14 protein-coding genes and 1 pseudogene are annotated in these 17,694 nt (G+C 38.1%); 5 read left to right on the forward strand and 10 right to left on the reverse strand.

The genetic code is table 11. The features are described from left to right. On the reverse strand, nt 1–971 hold a 971-nt coding region (locus DB42_RS07600), incomplete at its 3' end, for an F-box-like domain-containing protein (RefSeq protein ID WP_044882445.1). A gap of 238 nt (nt 972–1,209) precedes the next feature. On the opposite strand from DB42_RS07600, the gene DB42_RS11725 reads away from it, so the two are divergent. From DB42_RS11725 to DB42_RS07610, 3 genes and pseudogenes are all read left to right on the forward strand, one after another. After that, a complete protein-coding gene (locus DB42_RS11725; RefSeq protein WP_255359364.1) occupies nt 1,210–1,341 on the forward strand; it encodes a hypothetical protein in 132 nt (43 codons plus the stop codon). Nucleotides 1,342–1,488: 147 nt separating this feature from the next. Next, nucleotides 1,489–3,567 (forward strand): hypothetical protein, encoded by a 2,079-nt coding sequence (locus tag DB42_RS07605; RefSeq protein ID WP_044882446.1) that lies wholly within the window; start codon nt 1,489–1,491, stop codon nt 3,565–3,567. 964 nt (nt 3,568–4,531) lie between these two features. Continuing rightward, nucleotides 4,532–4,738, forward strand: a pseudogene (locus tag DB42_RS07610) (type II toxin-antitoxin system HicB family antitoxin); the annotation flags it as partial. A gap of 189 nt (nt 4,739–4,927) precedes the next feature. Here the strand turns inward: DB42_RS07610 and DB42_RS07615 are convergent. The 8 genes from DB42_RS07615 to aroA form a co-directional block, all read right to left on the reverse strand. Then, a complete protein-coding gene (locus tag DB42_RS07615; RefSeq protein ID WP_044882447.1) occupies nt 4,928–5,965 on the reverse strand; it encodes a PotD/PotF family extracellular solute-binding protein in 1,038 nt (345 codons plus the stop codon). A 1-nt stretch (nt 5,966) separates the two neighbouring features. Next, nucleotides 5,967–6,731, reverse strand: a complete 765-nt coding sequence (locus DB42_RS07620; protein ID WP_039384343.1) for an ABC transporter permease — start codon at nt 6,729–6,731, stop codon at nt 5,967–5,969. Next, complete coding sequence (locus DB42_RS07625; RefSeq protein WP_044882448.1) at nt 6,728–7,597, reverse strand: ABC transporter permease; 870 nt, start codon at nt 7,595–7,597, stop codon at nt 6,728–6,730. The genes DB42_RS07620 and DB42_RS07625 overlap by 4 nt, the downstream gene beginning before the upstream one ends. A 1-nt stretch (nt 7,598) precedes the next feature. Then, a complete protein-coding gene (locus tag DB42_RS07630; protein ID WP_044882449.1) occupies nt 7,599–8,729 on the reverse strand; it encodes an ABC transporter ATP-binding protein in 1,131 nt (376 codons plus the stop codon). 159 nt (nt 8,730–8,888) lie between these two features. Continuing rightward, nucleotides 8,889–10,361 (reverse strand): shikimate dehydrogenase, encoded by a 1,473-nt coding sequence (aroE, locus tag DB42_RS07635; protein WP_052436072.1) that lies wholly within the window; start codon nt 10,359–10,361, stop codon nt 8,889–8,891. Beyond that, entirely contained in the window at nt 10,358–11,446 is a 1,089-nt protein-coding gene (aroC, locus tag DB42_RS07640) for a chorismate synthase (RefSeq protein ID WP_044882450.1), read from the reverse strand. The genes aroE and aroC overlap by 4 nt, the downstream gene beginning before the upstream one ends. Then, complete coding sequence (locus DB42_RS07645; protein ID WP_044882451.1) at nt 11,436–11,963, reverse strand: shikimate kinase; 528 nt, start codon at nt 11,961–11,963, stop codon at nt 11,436–11,438. Before DB42_RS07645 ends, aroC begins: the two co-directional genes overlap by 11 nt. A gap of 66 nt (nt 11,964–12,029) precedes the next feature. Continuing rightward, the gene (aroA, locus tag DB42_RS07650) at nt 12,030–13,316 is read right to left on the reverse strand and encodes a 3-phosphoshikimate 1-carboxyvinyltransferase (protein ID WP_044882452.1); all 1,287 of its coding nucleotides are present in this window, start codon (nt 13,314–13,316) and stop codon (nt 12,030–12,032) included. A 236-nt stretch (nt 13,317–13,552) separates the two neighbouring features. On the opposite strand from aroA, the gene DB42_RS07655 reads away from it, so the two are divergent. Continuing rightward, complete coding sequence (locus DB42_RS07655) at nt 13,553–14,542, forward strand: ROK family protein (RefSeq protein ID WP_044882453.1); 990 nt, start codon at nt 13,553–13,555, stop codon at nt 14,540–14,542. A 665-nt stretch (nt 14,543–15,207) separates the two neighbouring features. Then, the gene (htpX, locus tag DB42_RS07660) at nt 15,208–16,119 is read left to right on the forward strand and encodes a protease HtpX (protein ID WP_044882454.1); all 912 of its coding nucleotides are present in this window, start codon (nt 15,208–15,210) and stop codon (nt 16,117–16,119) included. Nucleotides 16,120–16,766: 647 nt separating this feature from the next. Here the strand turns inward: htpX and DB42_RS11435 are convergent. Then, nucleotides 16,767–17,694 (reverse strand): hypothetical protein (locus tag DB42_RS11435; RefSeq protein ID WP_044882455.1); only part of this gene is annotated, 928 nt, incomplete at its 5' end.

Consider the following 17,694-nt stretch of genomic DNA (forward strand, 5'->3'; position numbering starts at 1 on the left):
TTATTTATTAAGGTATCCTTTTTTATAAGAATGCCAAACTCTAAATCGGAATAAGGTGTCATCTCTTCTCTAGCTAAGGAACCAAAGCCTATCATGGCATATTCACAAGGCGCAGTTCCTACGGTACCAACACTCTGCTCTACAAGAATTTTAAAGAAAGCTTTTACCTGACGAGCGATCTCACTATAAAGATCTTTAACTTCCTGAGAAGAAGGGTTTTCTGATAAGTTGCAAGTTTGTTTCTCTATCTCGCTTCTAAAATCCTTTAATTTTAGCCGATTATCTTCAAATTGCTTCTTAAGTAGACGATAGTCTAAAGGTTTTCCCTCCCACAGCTTGGCTAGAAAATTCTCGACTTCCCATAGTTTTTTTCTGATCATTTCCTCTTGTCCTGCAGAGAACCGGCGTAAAGCATAATTATAAAAACCTGCTGCTTGAAGAAGGGCTTGTTGAGTTCCTTTTACGGTATAAATATCCCCTAATCTTTCTATGCAAAAGCTTTCTGAAAGAAGATCTTCATTTTTAACGGCAAGTTTCAAAGCTCGCGTGTAGGCTTCTTCTGCTTTTTCAAGATTGCCTTTTGATAAAATGGCATCTTTTTCTAGGAGCTTCCTTATTTCATCGCGTGCTAAATCATCAAAAGAAAGGAGAGTTTGTTCACGAATCTCTGGAGAGAGAGAAGCCAGGGAGCTGAAGCTTTTAGAGGTTACATTCTTATCTTCAAGACTACCAGGTTGTTTTTTACCGACATCTTTAAATTTAAAATTATTACGACAAGTTTTTTTCCATAAATCAGTCGCTTCTACAATTTGTTTCCATTCCTTACACACTAACCTTACACGGCATAAATCTGGAAGTTCAAGTTCGTGGCATATCTTTAGATCAATTTTTCCATAGGTAAGTGTTTTATCCCCTTTCCCTTGCCACTCAAAAGATCTAACAGACTTTATAGGGGAAGTCTCTGAAATCATTAATTTAACTGCCTTTTATAAAAATTAATAATATTTGCACATTGTGAGTTGTAGTCATCATTTCTTACTTTTTCTTGCCACTTTCCTTATATCCACTACAGAGAACCACTGCAGATGACGGCCAAATATAAAGGTTTGATTCTTTTTTAAAAATAAAAATTTAATATAACAGACTTTCATTGAAATGCTAGGCACCTTCCAAACTGTCCCCTCTAGCAACAAAAATGATTAGTATGCCATGATGAGAAAGAAAATCGATAAAGAATTTACCAGGGACAAACAATCGACCGAATGGACATCTCATAAAGCAGCTAATGATAATAATCATTATTTATGTTTTTTTTTAATTTTTCAAGCTGTAGAGCTATAAAATTAGTTAAAAAAATACATTTTTACCTAAACTAATTTATTGCCTAAAACAAGGCTTTTACTTAAGATTTTTGCTAAAATTAGAGCAAGCGCTTATGTCTTTAGCATTATCGTGTTTAGCTTCCATCACTAAGAGAAAGGATTATTTATGGCTCTAACATACGAGCAAGTTGAAATGAGTGGCAATGAAGAGAATTTTTGCTACAAAAAGCATGCTTATTCTCTCCAACAAGAAGTAATTGCTAATTGGAAGGGTAAAGAGGTTCGCCTAGCCATTTTAAAAGATAAAAGCAAAGCATTTAATCCACTTAAACGCTTGATTTGCTTAATCTATGGTGTGCTGCTAAAAGTATGTTTTCAGAATATTGCTGCTCGTGTTTGGCTTGAAAAGGGCCTTAAAGGAAAAAACGTGATTGTCGTTATTTCTCCTGCAAATAGTTCACCCTTTGATAATAAAATTTCGATAAAGGGCAAAAAGATTTTAAATCCCAAAAATTTAGTTCTTCCCCTTTCCCCTAAAGAAAATGGTAGACTCCAGGGCTTAAAGAAAAACCCACCCATCAGGTATCCAGTATCACCTACCTCTAAAAATATTTTAAGATCTCCTAGGAACCTTAAAGAAAAGATAAATATTAATGACCTTTTTAAATTTTCTACTTATGTTTCTGGAAAATCTTTTGAAGAGTTGAATTTTGAAACATTTGAAAGAATGGAAGTGGAAATAGAAAGAATAAGTAGAATACAGACTAGCCTATCTTCTGAAAATCCTTTAGGAGTCCAACTGGCAGATGCATTGAGTAAGTTAACCAGTCAGAATAAAGCTGTGGGGCTTATTTTTGAATTTACCGCCCTTGAGCATCAGCTTTCTAGTTTAGCTTTAAATGAAAAATTGGAAGAAATGAACTCTTTCATATTAAAACCTGAAGAGAATGTCTACACTAATAAAATGGAAGAGAAGCAAAGCTTTATTCTGGCTAGATTTCAGCATTATTTGAACCATAAAGGCATTCCCCCTGAAAAGCTTAAAGATAAAATTTATTTAAAAACTACCCTGCAAGCTTATCGTAAAGAAATTTTTTCTACTAATCAAACCCTGCATAGAAAAATGAAAGGAAAGAAAATTCAATGGATAACAAGCTCTCGCTCTGCCGCTCTACCTTTAATGCAAAGGATTGCTCAAATAGCCGATAAAACGGGGAAACAAATTTTTAAAGCACCTACCTTAGTATCCACTAGTATTTTATTACATTACAAACTTGCTCCTCTCACAGGTGAGCTCGGGTTAGGAATATCTCCGGTAGCAGTGAATAAGGAAAATTTATCAGGAATGGCTATGAAGGGCTTTGAAACCTGTTGGGCTTACGCGCAAAAATCCCGCTCTTTATTTGATACTCAAAAAGAAATAGAGAAAATTTTGAATTTTGATCCTATGCTTGGATTAAGTACCAATCGTTTAAAAATAGCTGTATTAAGATTAATATTGATGAACCAGCATCCTACTCGATGGCCTAGGTTAAAGCACCATATTCGAACAAAAATTTTAGCAAAAGCTTTACAAGCAGAAACTATCTTCCAAAAATCCCCTTTAGAAGAAGGATGGGAAGCAAAAGGAAAATTAATTGGGATTCCTTTTCCCAAACGTGGCAGAAAAATTAATGAGAAAGAAATCTTAATCAAAGGACAAATTGTAGTAATTCCTCGATCTTCTGGAGAGAGGAAACTAGGAATGGTTTGCGAGGCCGCCGCCCAAGAAGATAGCTACAATTATACTATCTTAGTCGAAATAGAAGGTGGGGGAAAAAGAATCTATAAAGCAAGAAAAATAAGGATTCCTAAGGATGAAGATTTAATAGAAATCTTTAAAGGATTACCTAATCTAAATAGCACTCAAACAATCACTTTAAAGAACTTATTAAGAAGCCAAGTGCAAGAGATACGAAAGATTCTTAAACTGTTTAATCAAGTAAAACCTTTAGAGTTATCCCCTATCCAGGCATCTCTAATTAAGAATTCTTTTCCGCTAGTATGGGCTTCTAGCACCATTAATTCGAAAAACTATCAGCTAGATGGTAAAGGAGAAAGCCTAGTTACTGGTCATGCGGAACTTGGCAAAGATATACAATTTGCCTTTACAGATGAGAAGCATGTCGATGTATTAAAGGAGGCAGTAGAGCCCTATGGTGTTACCGTTCTTACGGTGCAAGAAGGGCGATACTTAATTGGATAGGAAAACTTAGATAGCTTCAAGTTAGGTTAAGGCTCGGCCTTCCTTTATATTTTTTTAATCTACTTGCCCAGTAAAAAATATTTTTAAATTAAGTCTCTACTGTTTTTAAACATTGAGCTTTTACCTAGCAAAATTTTATTATTAAGCGAGATCAACTTTTGTTCAATACTAGACTTATGCTTTTTGATAAATTTAAACCAAGCTTATAAGCTTTCTCTCTTTCTCTTCATCAAATAAAATACAATCCTGCCTAAATGGCTTTCATACCTCGTCTTTTAATACGCTATCGATTCTAGAAACCCTGAAAAATTCGCGGCAATGATTTTTAAAGATAAAGTGGACTTTTATCATTGATAAGCCCATGGGGCTTAAAGCCATGCAACCATCTTGCTTTGGCTTTTTCTCTTTAGTCTATTCCTTTAAAAACTTTTATTCTTTTGAATCCCTTTGCTTTAGCAAATCGTACAAGAAGCTAAAACCTAGGAGATGTAAAGAAGGAAGAAAGTTAGGTCCCCTGGACCTACATCCGAGACTATGATATGAGCCTGTTCTCATTATCTTAAGTCACTTTATGCTGCAACCACTGATGGCAACTACGGCACCTATTTAGAAGTGTTTTCGTTTAGCGCCATTCATCCTCCCTGTTTGGTTCCTCATGAGCTCATAAATTTTCCGATTGTAAAACCACACCACCGTTTAGTACCATATAGGATAGGAGCAAGAAAGATCAGCGTACCCTCCAAGCGATTTTTAAACAGCCTGTTTAATTAAATGTTGTCTGGAAAGATAGAGAAGCTCTACAACCTCATATTGAGGCGGAGATTACCGCGGGAGAAGGAGCGCGCATACGATTTGCATTAAATGGCATACGGGCTACTTTCCACCGTCTTTATTCTAAAAAAGAGACTGATAAAGGCGCTCTAGTTTCGATGCGGCGTTCCTTAGAAAATGCAGGAGTAAAACCATGATGAAACATAAAGGATATACGGGTCATGTCGTCTATGATGATGAAGCCAAGATTTTTCACGGAGAAGTTCTTGGAATAAGAGATGTTATTACATTTCAGGGAAAAACAGCTGATGAACTAGAGCAGGCTTTCAAAGACTCTGTGCAGGATTATCTTGCTTTTTGCGCAAAAAGAAAAGAAGAACCTGAAAAGCTTTTCTGCGGTTGATTAACTTCCTTCATTAGAAAAAATTTCTATTTTTTCTTTCTAAAGCAAAAGGCGGGAGGAAAATTCTTAAGTTAAATTAAGTTTTTATGAGTTTTATTTCCATAGGATGAAACTGCTCTATAGGCCTAACTCATTTTCTTTTTCATAATTTCTAGCCTTCTCATTAGCAAGCTTCTCGGGTTAAGTTTAACTCTTTTTAACTTTATCCCAAGCTTGATTATAAAGGTCGCCATCTTTTCCTAAATATCTCAGTACCTCGGATTTATCTAATATTGCTTGAGGAGGAAAAAGAGAGGGATTTTCCTGCAATTCTTTAGGTAAAAGAGCATAAGCAGCTTGGTTGGGTGAAGGAAAACAAGTGAATTGCATATTTTCTGCAGCTACCGCTCCTTCCAATAAGAAATTAATAAAAGCATGTGCTAGGCTAGGATTAGGAGCGTGTTGAGGAACAACAGCATAATCAAGCGAAATGATAGAGCCTTCCTGAGGGATAAAGAATCCTACGTGACTATTTTCCCTCATAACCTGGAGCATATCGCCATTGTATCCTTGCGATACAATGTATTCAGCACTAGCGATTCCATGTTTATTCTGTTCACTTTCAAATTTAGCTAGATTTTTCTTCCATACAAGCAGCTGATCAACCGCTTGATTAATCTCTTCTCTATTTGTGCTATTGGCGCTAAAGCCTAAATATTTTAGAGCTGCACCTAATGTTTCCCGCAGGTCGTTAAGCATGGTCATACGCCCTCGCATATCCAATCGACCAAATATTCCCCAACTTTGATCTTCCACTTTAATTTTATCTTTCCGATAAGCAATCCCACTGTAGCTCATCGCAAAAGGTACTCCATAGATGACACTACCCTCCTCAAACTTTTCAGGCGTATAATGAGGAGTAAGGTTCTTTAAATAGGAAAGTGAGCTGATAGGGATAGGATTCAACATTTTTTGCTGCAGCATCAACTCATAGGTATAGCCACTAGGAAAGATCACATCATATCCTGTAACGCCTAACTTTAATCTGGCGTACATGGACTCATTGCTATCAAAAGTATCGTATACGATTCGGCAATTATGCTCTTGCTCAAATTTTTCAATAAGCTCAGGTTTAATGTAATCGGCCCAAATGTACAAATGCAGTTCATTCTCAGGGGTACTGCAAGTGGTGACCAGAATGGCTAAATAGACAAAGGCGATTATAAAAAACAGCCACTTTCTCATACTACTCCTCTGACAAATGCTGTGTCAGCCAAATAATTATAAAAGTAAAGATCAATAAAATTACCGATAATGCATTAATCACAGGGGTGGATCCATATTTTATCATACTATAGATGTAGATAGGTAGAGTGGTTGTCCCTTGGCCTACCACAAAAAAAGTAATGACAAAATCGTCTATAGAAAGAGTAAAAGCTAACATGGCGCCTGCCGCAATGCCTGGAGCAAGCAAAGGAATAAGAACTTTGCGAAATACCGTCCAACTGCTAGCTCCCAAATCTTGGGCGGCTTCAATAATGGAGAAGTCAAAATTTTGCAGGCGAGCTAATATCACCATCGTCACATAACTAAGGCAAAAGGTTGTATGGGTGATAAACACCGTAAACAAACCTAGTTTAATATTTAAAGCCATAAACAATAACAGCAAGCTCATCCCTGTCAAAATATCTGGGATGACTAAAGGCACATAAACTAAACCATAATGGGCTTTTTGAAAGCGCGTCTTATAGCGATAAAGGGCTAGAGCTGCTGTCGTCCCTAGAATTGAAGAGGCAAAAGTAGCGCTTAAGGCTACAATTAACGAGTTGCGAAAAGATTGCCACAAGGCTCGCTCGCGTAAAAGACGTTCATACCATTTCCAGGTAAATCCCGCCCATTCTCCCCCAAAACGCGAATCATTAAAAGAATTAATAAAAAGCACAATAATAGGAAGATAAAGAAAAATCAAAACGATAATAGTAATGATAAAAGGGAACCGGCTTTTTTTCATTCTTTTACTCGCCCTTCAAAGCTTAATCTCTTAGCTTTACTTTGTATAAGGGTAAAGATACTCATGGGCAGTAGGATAATGATGGAGAGTAACGCCGATAAGCCACTTGCTAAAGGAAGATTGCGATCTATAAAAGTACGCTGAGCGATCTTATTACCTATCATTTCACTTTGCGTCCCTCCTACTAGATCAGGAATCACATAAGCACCGATAGCAGGAATAAACACCATTAAGGTAGCTGTTCCCAGTCCTTTTCGAATAGAGGGGAGAAAAACTTTCACAAAGGCATAGAGCCTAGTAGAACCTAAATCTGCTGCAGCTTCAAGCAATTGAAAGTTAAATTTTGAAGCTGAAGCATAGATGGGTAGAACAGCAAACGGCAAATAGGTATAGACCATCACTAATAGAACCGTTCCGGAATTATAAAGCAGGGATACGGAGGGATCTGCAAGATGTAATTGCACTAAGAAATTTTTAAAAAAGCCTTCGGGATGCAATAAAGCTTTCCAGGCAAAAATACGAACAAGAAAACTGCTCCAAAAAGGCACAATAATTAATAATAAGATAAGCTGACGTGTTCTTGTGGAAGCACGAGCAAGCTGATAGCCAACCGGAAGTGCACAAGCAAGGCAGAAGACTGTAGTTAGCACACTCAACCAAACAGTTCGCCATATTAACAATAAGTAGCTAGCGTCTAACAAAGTATAAATATTCTCTAAGGTCCATCCCTCTCCTATGCCTCCAAAAGGATCGCTAGGCTTAAAGGCAAAAGTAAAGATTACAAGCGTAGGAATAAAAAAGAAAATAATGAGCCATAGAAAAGAGGGTATGGTTAGAGCAAGCTCTTCTAACTTAGCCTTCTTCATCTTATTCGCCCTGCTTTTCAATGGAAACTTGAGGATTGTATCTCTCTAAAATAAAGCCATCATCCGCGTGCCACCATATCCACACTTTATCATTCCAACGAATAGGATGCTCATCAAGTAAAAAGCGGCGGTGTTGCTGAGTAACAGCAATGCGATGGCCTTCAACTCTTACCCAGAAGTTTGTATGCGCTCCCTTATATACCACGTCTTCAACCACTCCGGGTACCTGATTATGACGAGGATGATGAGGAGATTGCTCTCGAGAGATATGCATTTTCTCCGGCCGCACACTCAGATGGACAAGATCTCCCACATTAAGCTGTTTATCATTAAAGCAAAGAACATTGGGAAAATTATCTAACGTTAAAAGACTGTAGTCATGAGAAACTTTTTCAGCTACATGGCCGTCCAAAAAATTAGTATCGCCAATGAAAGCTGCTACAAAGCTGCTCTTAGGAGCTTCATAGAGTTCAATAGGAGTTCCAATTTGTTCAAGGCTACCTTGGCGCAAAACAGCAATACGATCGCTCACCGCCATCGCTTCAGTCTGATCATGGGTAATAAATAAAAAGGTAATACCTACCTCATCATGAATCAAATCTAATTCCAGTAGCATTTTTTGACGCAATTTAAGATCTAACGCTGCCAAAGGTTCATCTAGCAATAAGACGCGTGGTTTATTGATTAATGCTCTTGCTATAGCTACGCGTTGCTTCTGCCCTCCGCTAATTTGATCAGGCATTTTATAGGCTAATTCTTTAAGCTGAATCAAATGCAGCATGCGGTCTACTTCAAAATCGATTTCCTTTTGAGACCTTTTAGCTACACGTAGACCAAAAGCAATATTTTCCCAAATATTAAGATGAGGGAAAAGTGCATAATTTTGAAAGACAGTATTAACAGGACGTTGATGAGGAGGAATATGAGTAATATCTTGCCCATCTAAAAGAATCTTTCCTTGGGTGGGACGTTCAAAACCTGCTACAATACGCAGCAAAGAGGTTTTACCACAGCCACTAGGACCTAAGAGAGAGAAGAACTCTCCTTTCTTGATTGAAAAAGTAACATCTTGAAGGGCTTTTACATTACCAAATTCTTTGGATATACCTATAAACTCTAGAGAATCTGCCATCAACAAGCCTTATCTTAATTAAATGTTCTTTTTACCCAGCAGGTAATATGATAGCAAAGACTAGGCAATACATCAAGAAATTACACAGTAAATTAATCAGATGGGTCAGATCAAAAATAAAGAGGGATAGGCAATCATACAAATTAACTTTTAAACAATTTACTTAACAAATAAGGATTCTAAAGCTTTCTTTTCTAAAATTTCTAAAGCATCTTTTTCATCAATTTTTTCAGGAAACCAAAGCTTAAACTGTTTGACGGCCTGTCTAATAAACATCTGATATCCATATACAATGCGGCAGCCTCTCTTGATGGCGCCTTTTAAAAAAGCAGTATCTTTAGGATTGGAAGTAATATCCATAACAAGCGCTTCTTTGCTAAGATTGCTAGGAGCTATAGGAAAGGAGTGCGAAGTGCAGTTAATTAAGATGTCATAGCCAGCTTGAAAACATGCCTGCATCATTTCCAAGCTTCCCGCTTGGCCACCAAAATCATCAGCTAGCTGCTCAGCCTTTTGGATAGTACGGTTTAAAATGATGAGTGCCGCTCCTTTGCGCCGTGCTTCAAAAGCAATCGCACGGGCAGCACCCCCGGCTCCTAAAAGAATAATTTTCTTATCCTTAACGGCTCCCCACGTTTCTATACTTTCTAAAGCACCCTTGCCATCCGTATTGTAGCCTATCCATTGCCCGTCTTTTAATAGCAAAGTATTTACAGCCCCAATCGCGAGAGCTTCCTCATCCACCTGATCTAACAAGCTTATAATTTTTTCTTTAAGCGGCATGGTGACACTTAACCCTTGAAATCCTAATTTTTTCATGAGATTCAAACAAACTTTAAGCTCTTGGGGTTTTACTCGCATTTTTACATAAACAGCATTTAAATTAAGAGCTTGCATAAGAGCATTGTGAGTGAGATGGCTGATGCTAGCTGCTACAGGATCTCCGATTAGCCCGTATAGCGCCGTTTGAGGGTTTAAAGCTTTATAGCCATAGATTTCCCTCAGCTGCTGGGCAGGTAGCTGGCCTGGTGCTGCTTTACACTTCTCATCTAAGCTAGCATAAGTTATTGGGCTTCCAACAACTGGAGCTAAAATTCGACTTATTTGCCCATCTTCTCCCATGCTAATGGAAATGATGTTTTGCTGATTTTTAGCCTCGTGCATTTGTTTTAATGCATCAGCAGTACAAAAGGAATGAGTAGCGATTTTGTAGATTCCATTTTTTATGACAGGCAATTTATCTAAAATATCTTTCAGATTTACAGGAATATCTTTAAAATGGTGGTAAGAGATAATCAATTTAATGCCCGGCTGGTCCTGGCTTATTTGCTTTATAAAAGCATGAGGCACATCTGCTTCAATATCTAAATAGGCAGGATTACAAGCAGCCAAGCACTTTATTTCTTGTAAACGGGTTTTTTCATCGTAAGGATAATGACCTCCCTGCGATTTAGAACGCAGAGTAAAAATCATCGGTAAAGGAAATTCCTTTAATAAACTTTTAAGGGTAGTAGGCTCGCGATGAATAAAATAATCTAAACGCAGTTCAATTAAGTCAGCATGCAAGCTGGCTTGCTGAATTTGCAAGCGTGCTTCTTCTAGGGTCGGTCCTAAAATGACTATGCAAATCACTCTAACCTCGATAGACGATTCATAAGAAGAGCGTCAGCTAATACAAGCGCTGCCATAGCTTCCACTACCGGCACGGCCCGAATAGCGACACAAGGATCGTGACGCGAGCCTGCCGGCAGCTTAAATGTAGCTGCTTCCCCTTGCCTATTAACAGTTGCCATCTCTTTCATCACACTTGAGGGAGGCTTAAATACTACACGTGCTATTAAAGGCATTCCAGTAGAAATACCCCCCAATGTTCCACCGGCATGATTAGTAGCAGTGGTAATTTTTTCTTGATGATACTGAAAGGAATCATTATGGATAGAACCTGGCATCTTCACTGCTTGAAAGCCTGTGCCAATTTCAAAACCTTTGGTAGCAGGCAAACTCATCATCGCCTTAGCCAAATTGGCTTCCAGCTTCTCATACATAGGATCTCCTAATCCCACAGGAAGGTTCTGAGCGCTTAATTCCACTATTCCTCCTAGAGAATCACCCTCTTCTTTTGCTTGCATGATAGCCTTTTGCATAGATTTAGCAGCTTCTGCATCCGGGCAGTAAATAGGGCTTTTATAAACGTTATCGAAAAGATCAGATGAAAAAGAAACTTTTGCGGCTATATTAGCCACTTGCAAAAGATAAGCTATAACCTGAATATCGTAATGCTTTAATAATTTTTTAGCCACCGCTCCTGCTGCCACGCGACAGGCTGTTTCTCTTGCTGATGAGCGCCCTCCTCCTCGATAGTCAAAAAGACCATATTTTTCTAAATAGGTGAAATTAGCATGGCCTGGTCTTAAAAGGTTCTGGATAGGCTCATATTTGCTAGAGTCTACATCTCTATTTCTAATAAAAATAGAAATGGGAGTGCCGGTAGTTTTACCATCAAAAACACCTGATAAGATTTGACATCGATCGCTCTCTTGGCGAGGAGAAGTGTATATACTATGCCCAGGAGCACGTAAAGCCAATGCTTGGTTAATGTCTTCTTCTTGCAACAGTAAACCTGCGGGACAGCCGTCGATAACTACCCCGATGGCGGGTCCATGGGATTCACCCCATGTGGTAATTCTAAAAATATTTCCCATTGAATTACTGGCCATGATAACTCTCGTAAATAATTGCTACAATTTGAGAGGCACTTAAGGAACATGTTTCAATGATTTGGTCAGCATATAATTCGTAAAAAGGAGAGCGCCTTCTTACTAGATTCTGAAAAGCTTCCAAAGGCTTTTCTTCATTCTCTAGATAGGAAGGAAGTGAATGATCTAATAATCGTTTTTCTAAAAGTGCCAAAGAAGTCTTTATATAAATGATTTCGCCTGTTTTTTTAAGAATCCTTACATTATCTAGCTTTTCTAAAGCTCCTCCACCTAGAGAAATAACCGAATGGGTATAACCTTGCAGGGATGAAATAGCTTGTTGCTCATACGCACGAAATTGAGCCTCCCCTTCCCTCTTAAAGATCTCACGGCAAGAAATTTCAATATTTTTTTCATTTTTATAATATTTCTCAACCAACCTATCGGTATCGATGAATGGCCAACCGAATTTACAGGCTACTTGCTTACCTAACGTTGTTTTTCCAGTTAGTGGCGGTCCCGCTAAAATAATATTCATGTTAGAATTTCCTTATCCATACGATAAAAGATTAGTCGGTAAAAACATTTTCCTTAAAAGCTACTTTTAAACTTCTTCTATATGAGCACCTAAGCGCTTAAAATCTTGAACAAAAGTTGGGTATGTTTTTTTAATACAATTAGAATGATAAATAGCTGTCTTACCTTTTGCACCCATTCCCGCTACCGCTAAGGCCATCGCCATCCGATGATCTTTATGAGAAAAAACAGAGGCTCCCTTTAAGGGATTTCCTGTAATACAGAGGCCCGAGTGAGACTCCTGAATAAGGGCTCCCATTTTATTTAATTCTGTAGCTATGCAAGCTATGCGATCACATTCTTTCTGACGCGCCACCGCTGCATTTATAATCGAAGTTTGGCCTTCCGCATAGCAAGCCACGACAGCAAGGATAGGAAGTGCATCTATGCAATCATTGATATCTACAGTAATTCCTTTTAAAGATGCTCTTGGATAGACATGTATGCTGTGGGCCTGCTCATCAATCTCTATGCCAGCACCCATTTGTTTAAAAATTTTGACAATAGCTTTATCCCCTTGCAGATCGTGCATAGAAAGGTTATTAAGCACCACTTCCGACCGGCTAACGATAGCAGCAGCTATAGGAAAAGCCGCAGAGCTCCAATCTCCTGGTACTGCATATTCAAAGCCATCATAGCTACCTATTCCCTGAACTTTAAAATTTTTATAGCCATGGTTTTCATAAGGCACTTTTAATCTTTTAAGCCAATCTAAAGTTAAATCAATCCAAGGTCTTTCGCCGGTCTGATGCACCTCTATCTCTAAAGTACCTTTTAAAAAGATAGCAGCCATTAGCAAAGAAGAGATATTTTGAGAGTCAGAACCATCTTCTATAACAACACGGCCTGGCCTTAAAGGTCCTTTTATAATCACAGGTGCAAATCCATCTCCTCGCGTGGAGATCGCTTGCACTCCCAATTGCTCTAAAGTTTTAAGAAGGACATGCATAGGACGTTGATGCCGGATTGACTCATCCCCCGTAATGACTATAGGGTGACTCCCTAAAGCAGCAATGGCAGAAATAAAACGTAAAACTATACCAGAATTATGGGCATTAATCACATTTTCTGCTCCCCAAATTTCTCCTCCGATACCTTCAATGTGTAGATGATCGCCTTGAGCAGTAATTTTAGCTCCTAGGTAACGGCAAGCTTCCATCATGGCCAGGCAGTCGGGAGAATTTAAATAATGGTAGACAAGAGAAACATTTTTCCCCAAGGCTCCTAATAAGATGGCCCGCTGCGTTTGTGACTTAGAAGAAGGAATTTGAATTTCACCTGAAAGAGATGAAGGCCTTACTATCAATGTTTTCATAAAAATTTTCTCATTCCCCTGGGCAGCCTAGCGTTGCTTTTTTTTCTACAGACGACAGGATAGCTTAGGGAAACAGCTGAAGTCAAATTTTCTTTCCTAATCATCGTTCTTATATTTGGACCAGATTAGGCTAGTTTTTGTAACATTCAAAGATAACTGGCAAAATTACCAATAACTTTGTTTATTTATAATTATTATTTAGCTATATCCAACTTTTAAAGTAGGAGACTAACTGCATGGCAAAAAAATATGCAATTGGAATGGATATTGGAGGCACTAAGATTGAAATAGGCTTGGTCGATCGTTATGGCACTATTCATCACAAAAAAAGAATTTCCACCCAAGCTAGTCGCCAGCAAGAAGTGATTGAACAGGAGATTATTCAAACGATTCAAGAATTTCATGATTTAGGAAAAAGTTTTATCTGCGGGATTGGAATGGGTGTACCCGGGCAGGTCAGCGCTAAGGATGGTTCCCTCGTTTTTGCTCCCAATTTAAATTGGCATAACATTTCCTTAAAGAAAAAGATTGAAGACGTAACTTCCTTGCCTGTGACGATTACCAATGATGGACGTGCAGCTACCTGGGGAGAGTGGCTAAATGGCGCAGGGAAAGGCAGCAATAATATTGCATGTGTATTTGTTGGCACAGGCATTGGCGGCGGCATAGTCAATGAAGGCAAAGTTATGTCTGGTTATGCTAATTGTGCGGGCGAATTAGGCCACACGATTATTCAAATGAACGGTCCACCTTGCACCTGTGGAAGCCATGGATGTTTCGAGGCGATGGCTTCAGGATGGTCGATAGCCAAAAAAGCCAAAGAATTGGTATACAAAAATCCCTCTCAAGGAAAAGCTTTATTAGATCTTACCAATGGAGATATTTCCGCTATCTCAGCAAAGGTTGTCATTCAAGCCTACAAGGAAGGTGATATCCTAGCAGGCCAAATTCTACATGAAGTCATGGAAGCTTTAACGATTGGCTGTAGCAATATGATTAATGTTTTTAATCCTGAAAGATTAATTTTAGGAGGCGGTGTTATTCATGGCTTACCCGAAGCAGTGGATTATATAAAAAAGAAGGTTAAAAATTATGCATTAAAAGCAGCCACTTCCACGCTTGAAATTTTACCCGCCACCTTCACTGAAGACGCCGGCACTATAGGCGCTGGAGCTTTAGCATGGCATCAGCATTTAGCTTCCTATAATAAAAAAACTCTGATTTAACACTCTTAAAATCTGGTTTTATTAGATTTAGCCCTGCCAGGCATCTTTTATATTTTGTGAGTTTTTCTATATGAAATGGAGCAGGTCAACTGGAGAGGGGCTGCACAAATATTGGCAACAATGGAAGATATTATCCAGTGTCTAAAAAGAATGAGTAGCAGCTTTTTCTGAATAGATAAATGAAAGCAGCTTTAGATTAATAGGATGATGAAATCAATATTTTTCGCATGAATATTTGTCTCCCCCTATCTAAAAATACGCTGCCGGTTACTTCCAAGAAATTTACCAACAGCTGTTTTTTTTACACACAACAATTCATGATAGAACCTTAAAGATAAGGCTTTTAGCAGGATAGCATGTCTACCAAACTGCTCAAAGTAAATGAGGGGCTAAGAACATTACATACCTATACATAAGAAAATAAGTGAAAAATAATGGTGGGAAAATTATTCGCTCTTGTGTTGGGTAATTAACAATTAAAAAATTTTTAAAATAGCGAAGTTAATGCCTAATAAAAGTTTGAAGTATAAGAACCTGAATAGCTACATTCTAGCCAAGAAGGTTTGCTTCTTAAGACTTGCTCTTCCCAAGCAGAAATCCATTCACAATTAAAACCTTTAAATTGTAAGATTACGTTGAACGTCTGATAAAATGGGAGTCTATTTATGGCCTTAGCTAAACGTATTATTCTTTTCCTGGTTGTTAACTTTCTGGTTGTCGCCTTTATTTCATTCATTACCTACTTTTTTAATCTACAACCTTTTTTGATGAAAAAAGGGATCAATTTACCTTCTTTAGCCATTTTCTGTTTATTATGGGGGATGGGAGGAGCCGTTATTTCTCTACTCTTATCCAAGGTAATGGCCAAATGGATGGTCGGATTAGAAATGATCGATCCCCATACCACCGACTTACAAAAACGTGCGGTGCTTGAGACAGTCTACCAGCTAGCAAAAAAAGCAGGATTACCTAAAATGCCAGAAGTAGGTATTTATTATTCTCCTGAACTTAATGCCTTTGCCACAGGACCCTCTCGTTCTAATTCCTTAGTAGCTGTTTCTTCAGGCTTAATAGAGCGTATGGAAAAAAATGAAGTAGATGCAGTCATCGGTCATGAAATCACACATATAGCTAACGGTGATATGGTAACCATGACCTTATTACAGGGGGTTATTAATGCTTTTGTAATGTTCCTTGCAAGGATAGTAGCTTACGGTATTAGTAAAACTTTCTCTAAAGAACGGGATGAGGAACCTTCTCCTTTTATGTACCAAATGATCGTTTTTGGCTTAGAAATCGTTTTTATGATTTTAGGCAGCCTAGTAGTCGCAAGCTTTTCTCGCTATCGCGAATATAGAGCGGATGCAGGAAGTGCACGCTTAGTAGGTGCTTCTTCTATGATTGCTGCCTTACAAGTCCTGAAAAGCAATTTTGAAGTTAAAGACCCTAATCAAAATCAAGAAGCGATCAACGCTTTTAAAATCTCAGGGACTAAAAAAGGTCTCATGCAATGGTTTGCTTCCCACCCTCCTCTAGATGATCGTATTGCTCGCCTGCAGCAGCTTTACCGCTTCTAAAATGTTAAGCTAAACAAAATAGAGAGAGAGAGAGAGAGAGAGATTGCGATCTTCTGCAATCTCTCTATATGAAAAGTTTCATGCATGGTTTCTTTTATAGATAAAGATATCTCTTTATACGCTTTCCAAAAACTATATTTGCAAAATATGTTAAGCAAGCAGACAATCTTTTTCTAAATTATAATAATGGAAAGCTTTTGTAAAAGAAGGCGAAGTACCGATGCCCCATTCGTAGCACTGTCCTATAACAAACTAAGCTTCCTTAGAGCCCCTGATTAGCAATTGCCACCACCTTAGTAAATTGGCTCTTATTTATTTGAGAGATACATGGAAGGGTCTTTCCAAGCTATTAAGAGGAACACTTAGCTTGGTATGATCGTTCCATAACAGAGAAGAAAAAGAATTTTCATTATCATTGGCTCGTAATTCCATAGATAAAGTCTCCACCTACTCATTGATTTCTTTATAAATTACTATAAAATCTTAAAGATAGCCTCTCTGTTCTCATGCACATCATAAATTTGAATAATTTGCTAATAGTTTTTGTATTTAAACCATAGAAGAAAGCAGCCATGGCGAGGGAGAGAGAGAGAGCAATATATGCTTACCTTTAAACTAAGAGGAATATATAACCTATCCTCTTGAAATTAAACCCAGGCATTTGTTTTTACTCTTCTAGGGAGTAGAGGAGGAATAAGCCTTGTGGCTATTTCTACTTGATGTTCTGCCCCCCATTTGCGTAATTTAATACCAGGTAGGATCTCTTCAGCTTGCTTTTCAACCACTTTTAGCTCTTCCTTAGTAGATGAGGGTAGAGGCTCTGCTAAATTAACAAGAACCTCGACAGATTTATTTAGAATTTCCTCACGCTGCTCTTGCATCTTTTGCTGGAGGCGTAACACCTCGAAACGTGTCTGCTCTTTTTTAATAATCTCTTTTTCTAGAATAAGCTGTTTGGCGTAATCTCTTATCTCTTGTTGATGTTGCTCATATAGCCTATTTCTATATTCTTGGATAGCCTTCTCTGTAATGCTTCTCATGCGCCTTACAAAATCGCGAGTACTTTCTTGGATGATAAAGGCTTTCACTTTTTGAGGATCAATCTCCCTTTTAGCCGCTATATTTGCAATTTGGGAAGAAATCTCGGCATTATGTTTAGAATGAGTAATAGGTAAACTTTCCTGGTCTTGCTCAACTTTTCTATCTTGTTCTTGCGCAAAGATAGCTAAATTGTTTACAGCTAAAATATAAGTGGCATACTGGGTAAATTTTTGCTTAAAAACTTCTAACTCTTCAGGACTAAGTTCAACAGCTTTTCCATCAACAAATTTGTGAAAAGTATTTTCTCGTAAGAATTTATCTATAAAGCTACGATGTTCTTTATGGCTTACCTTATTTTGGCTAAGAAACTTTTCTGCAGCCTCCTTAGCACCTACATACTGATCGCCTACTTTAACAAACTTATCGGCTAAATGAGAGTGCAGATCGGGAAGTAGGCCTTTAAGCTCTTGTACAGCTTTTAGGTCTGCTCTTCTATCTCTTTTTTCTGGGGCAGGGATGGCTGCCTTAATAATA

The organism is Neochlamydia sp. EPS4 (assembly GCF_000813665.1).
Classification (GTDB): Bacteria; Chlamydiota; Chlamydiia; order Chlamydiales; family Parachlamydiaceae; genus Neochlamydia.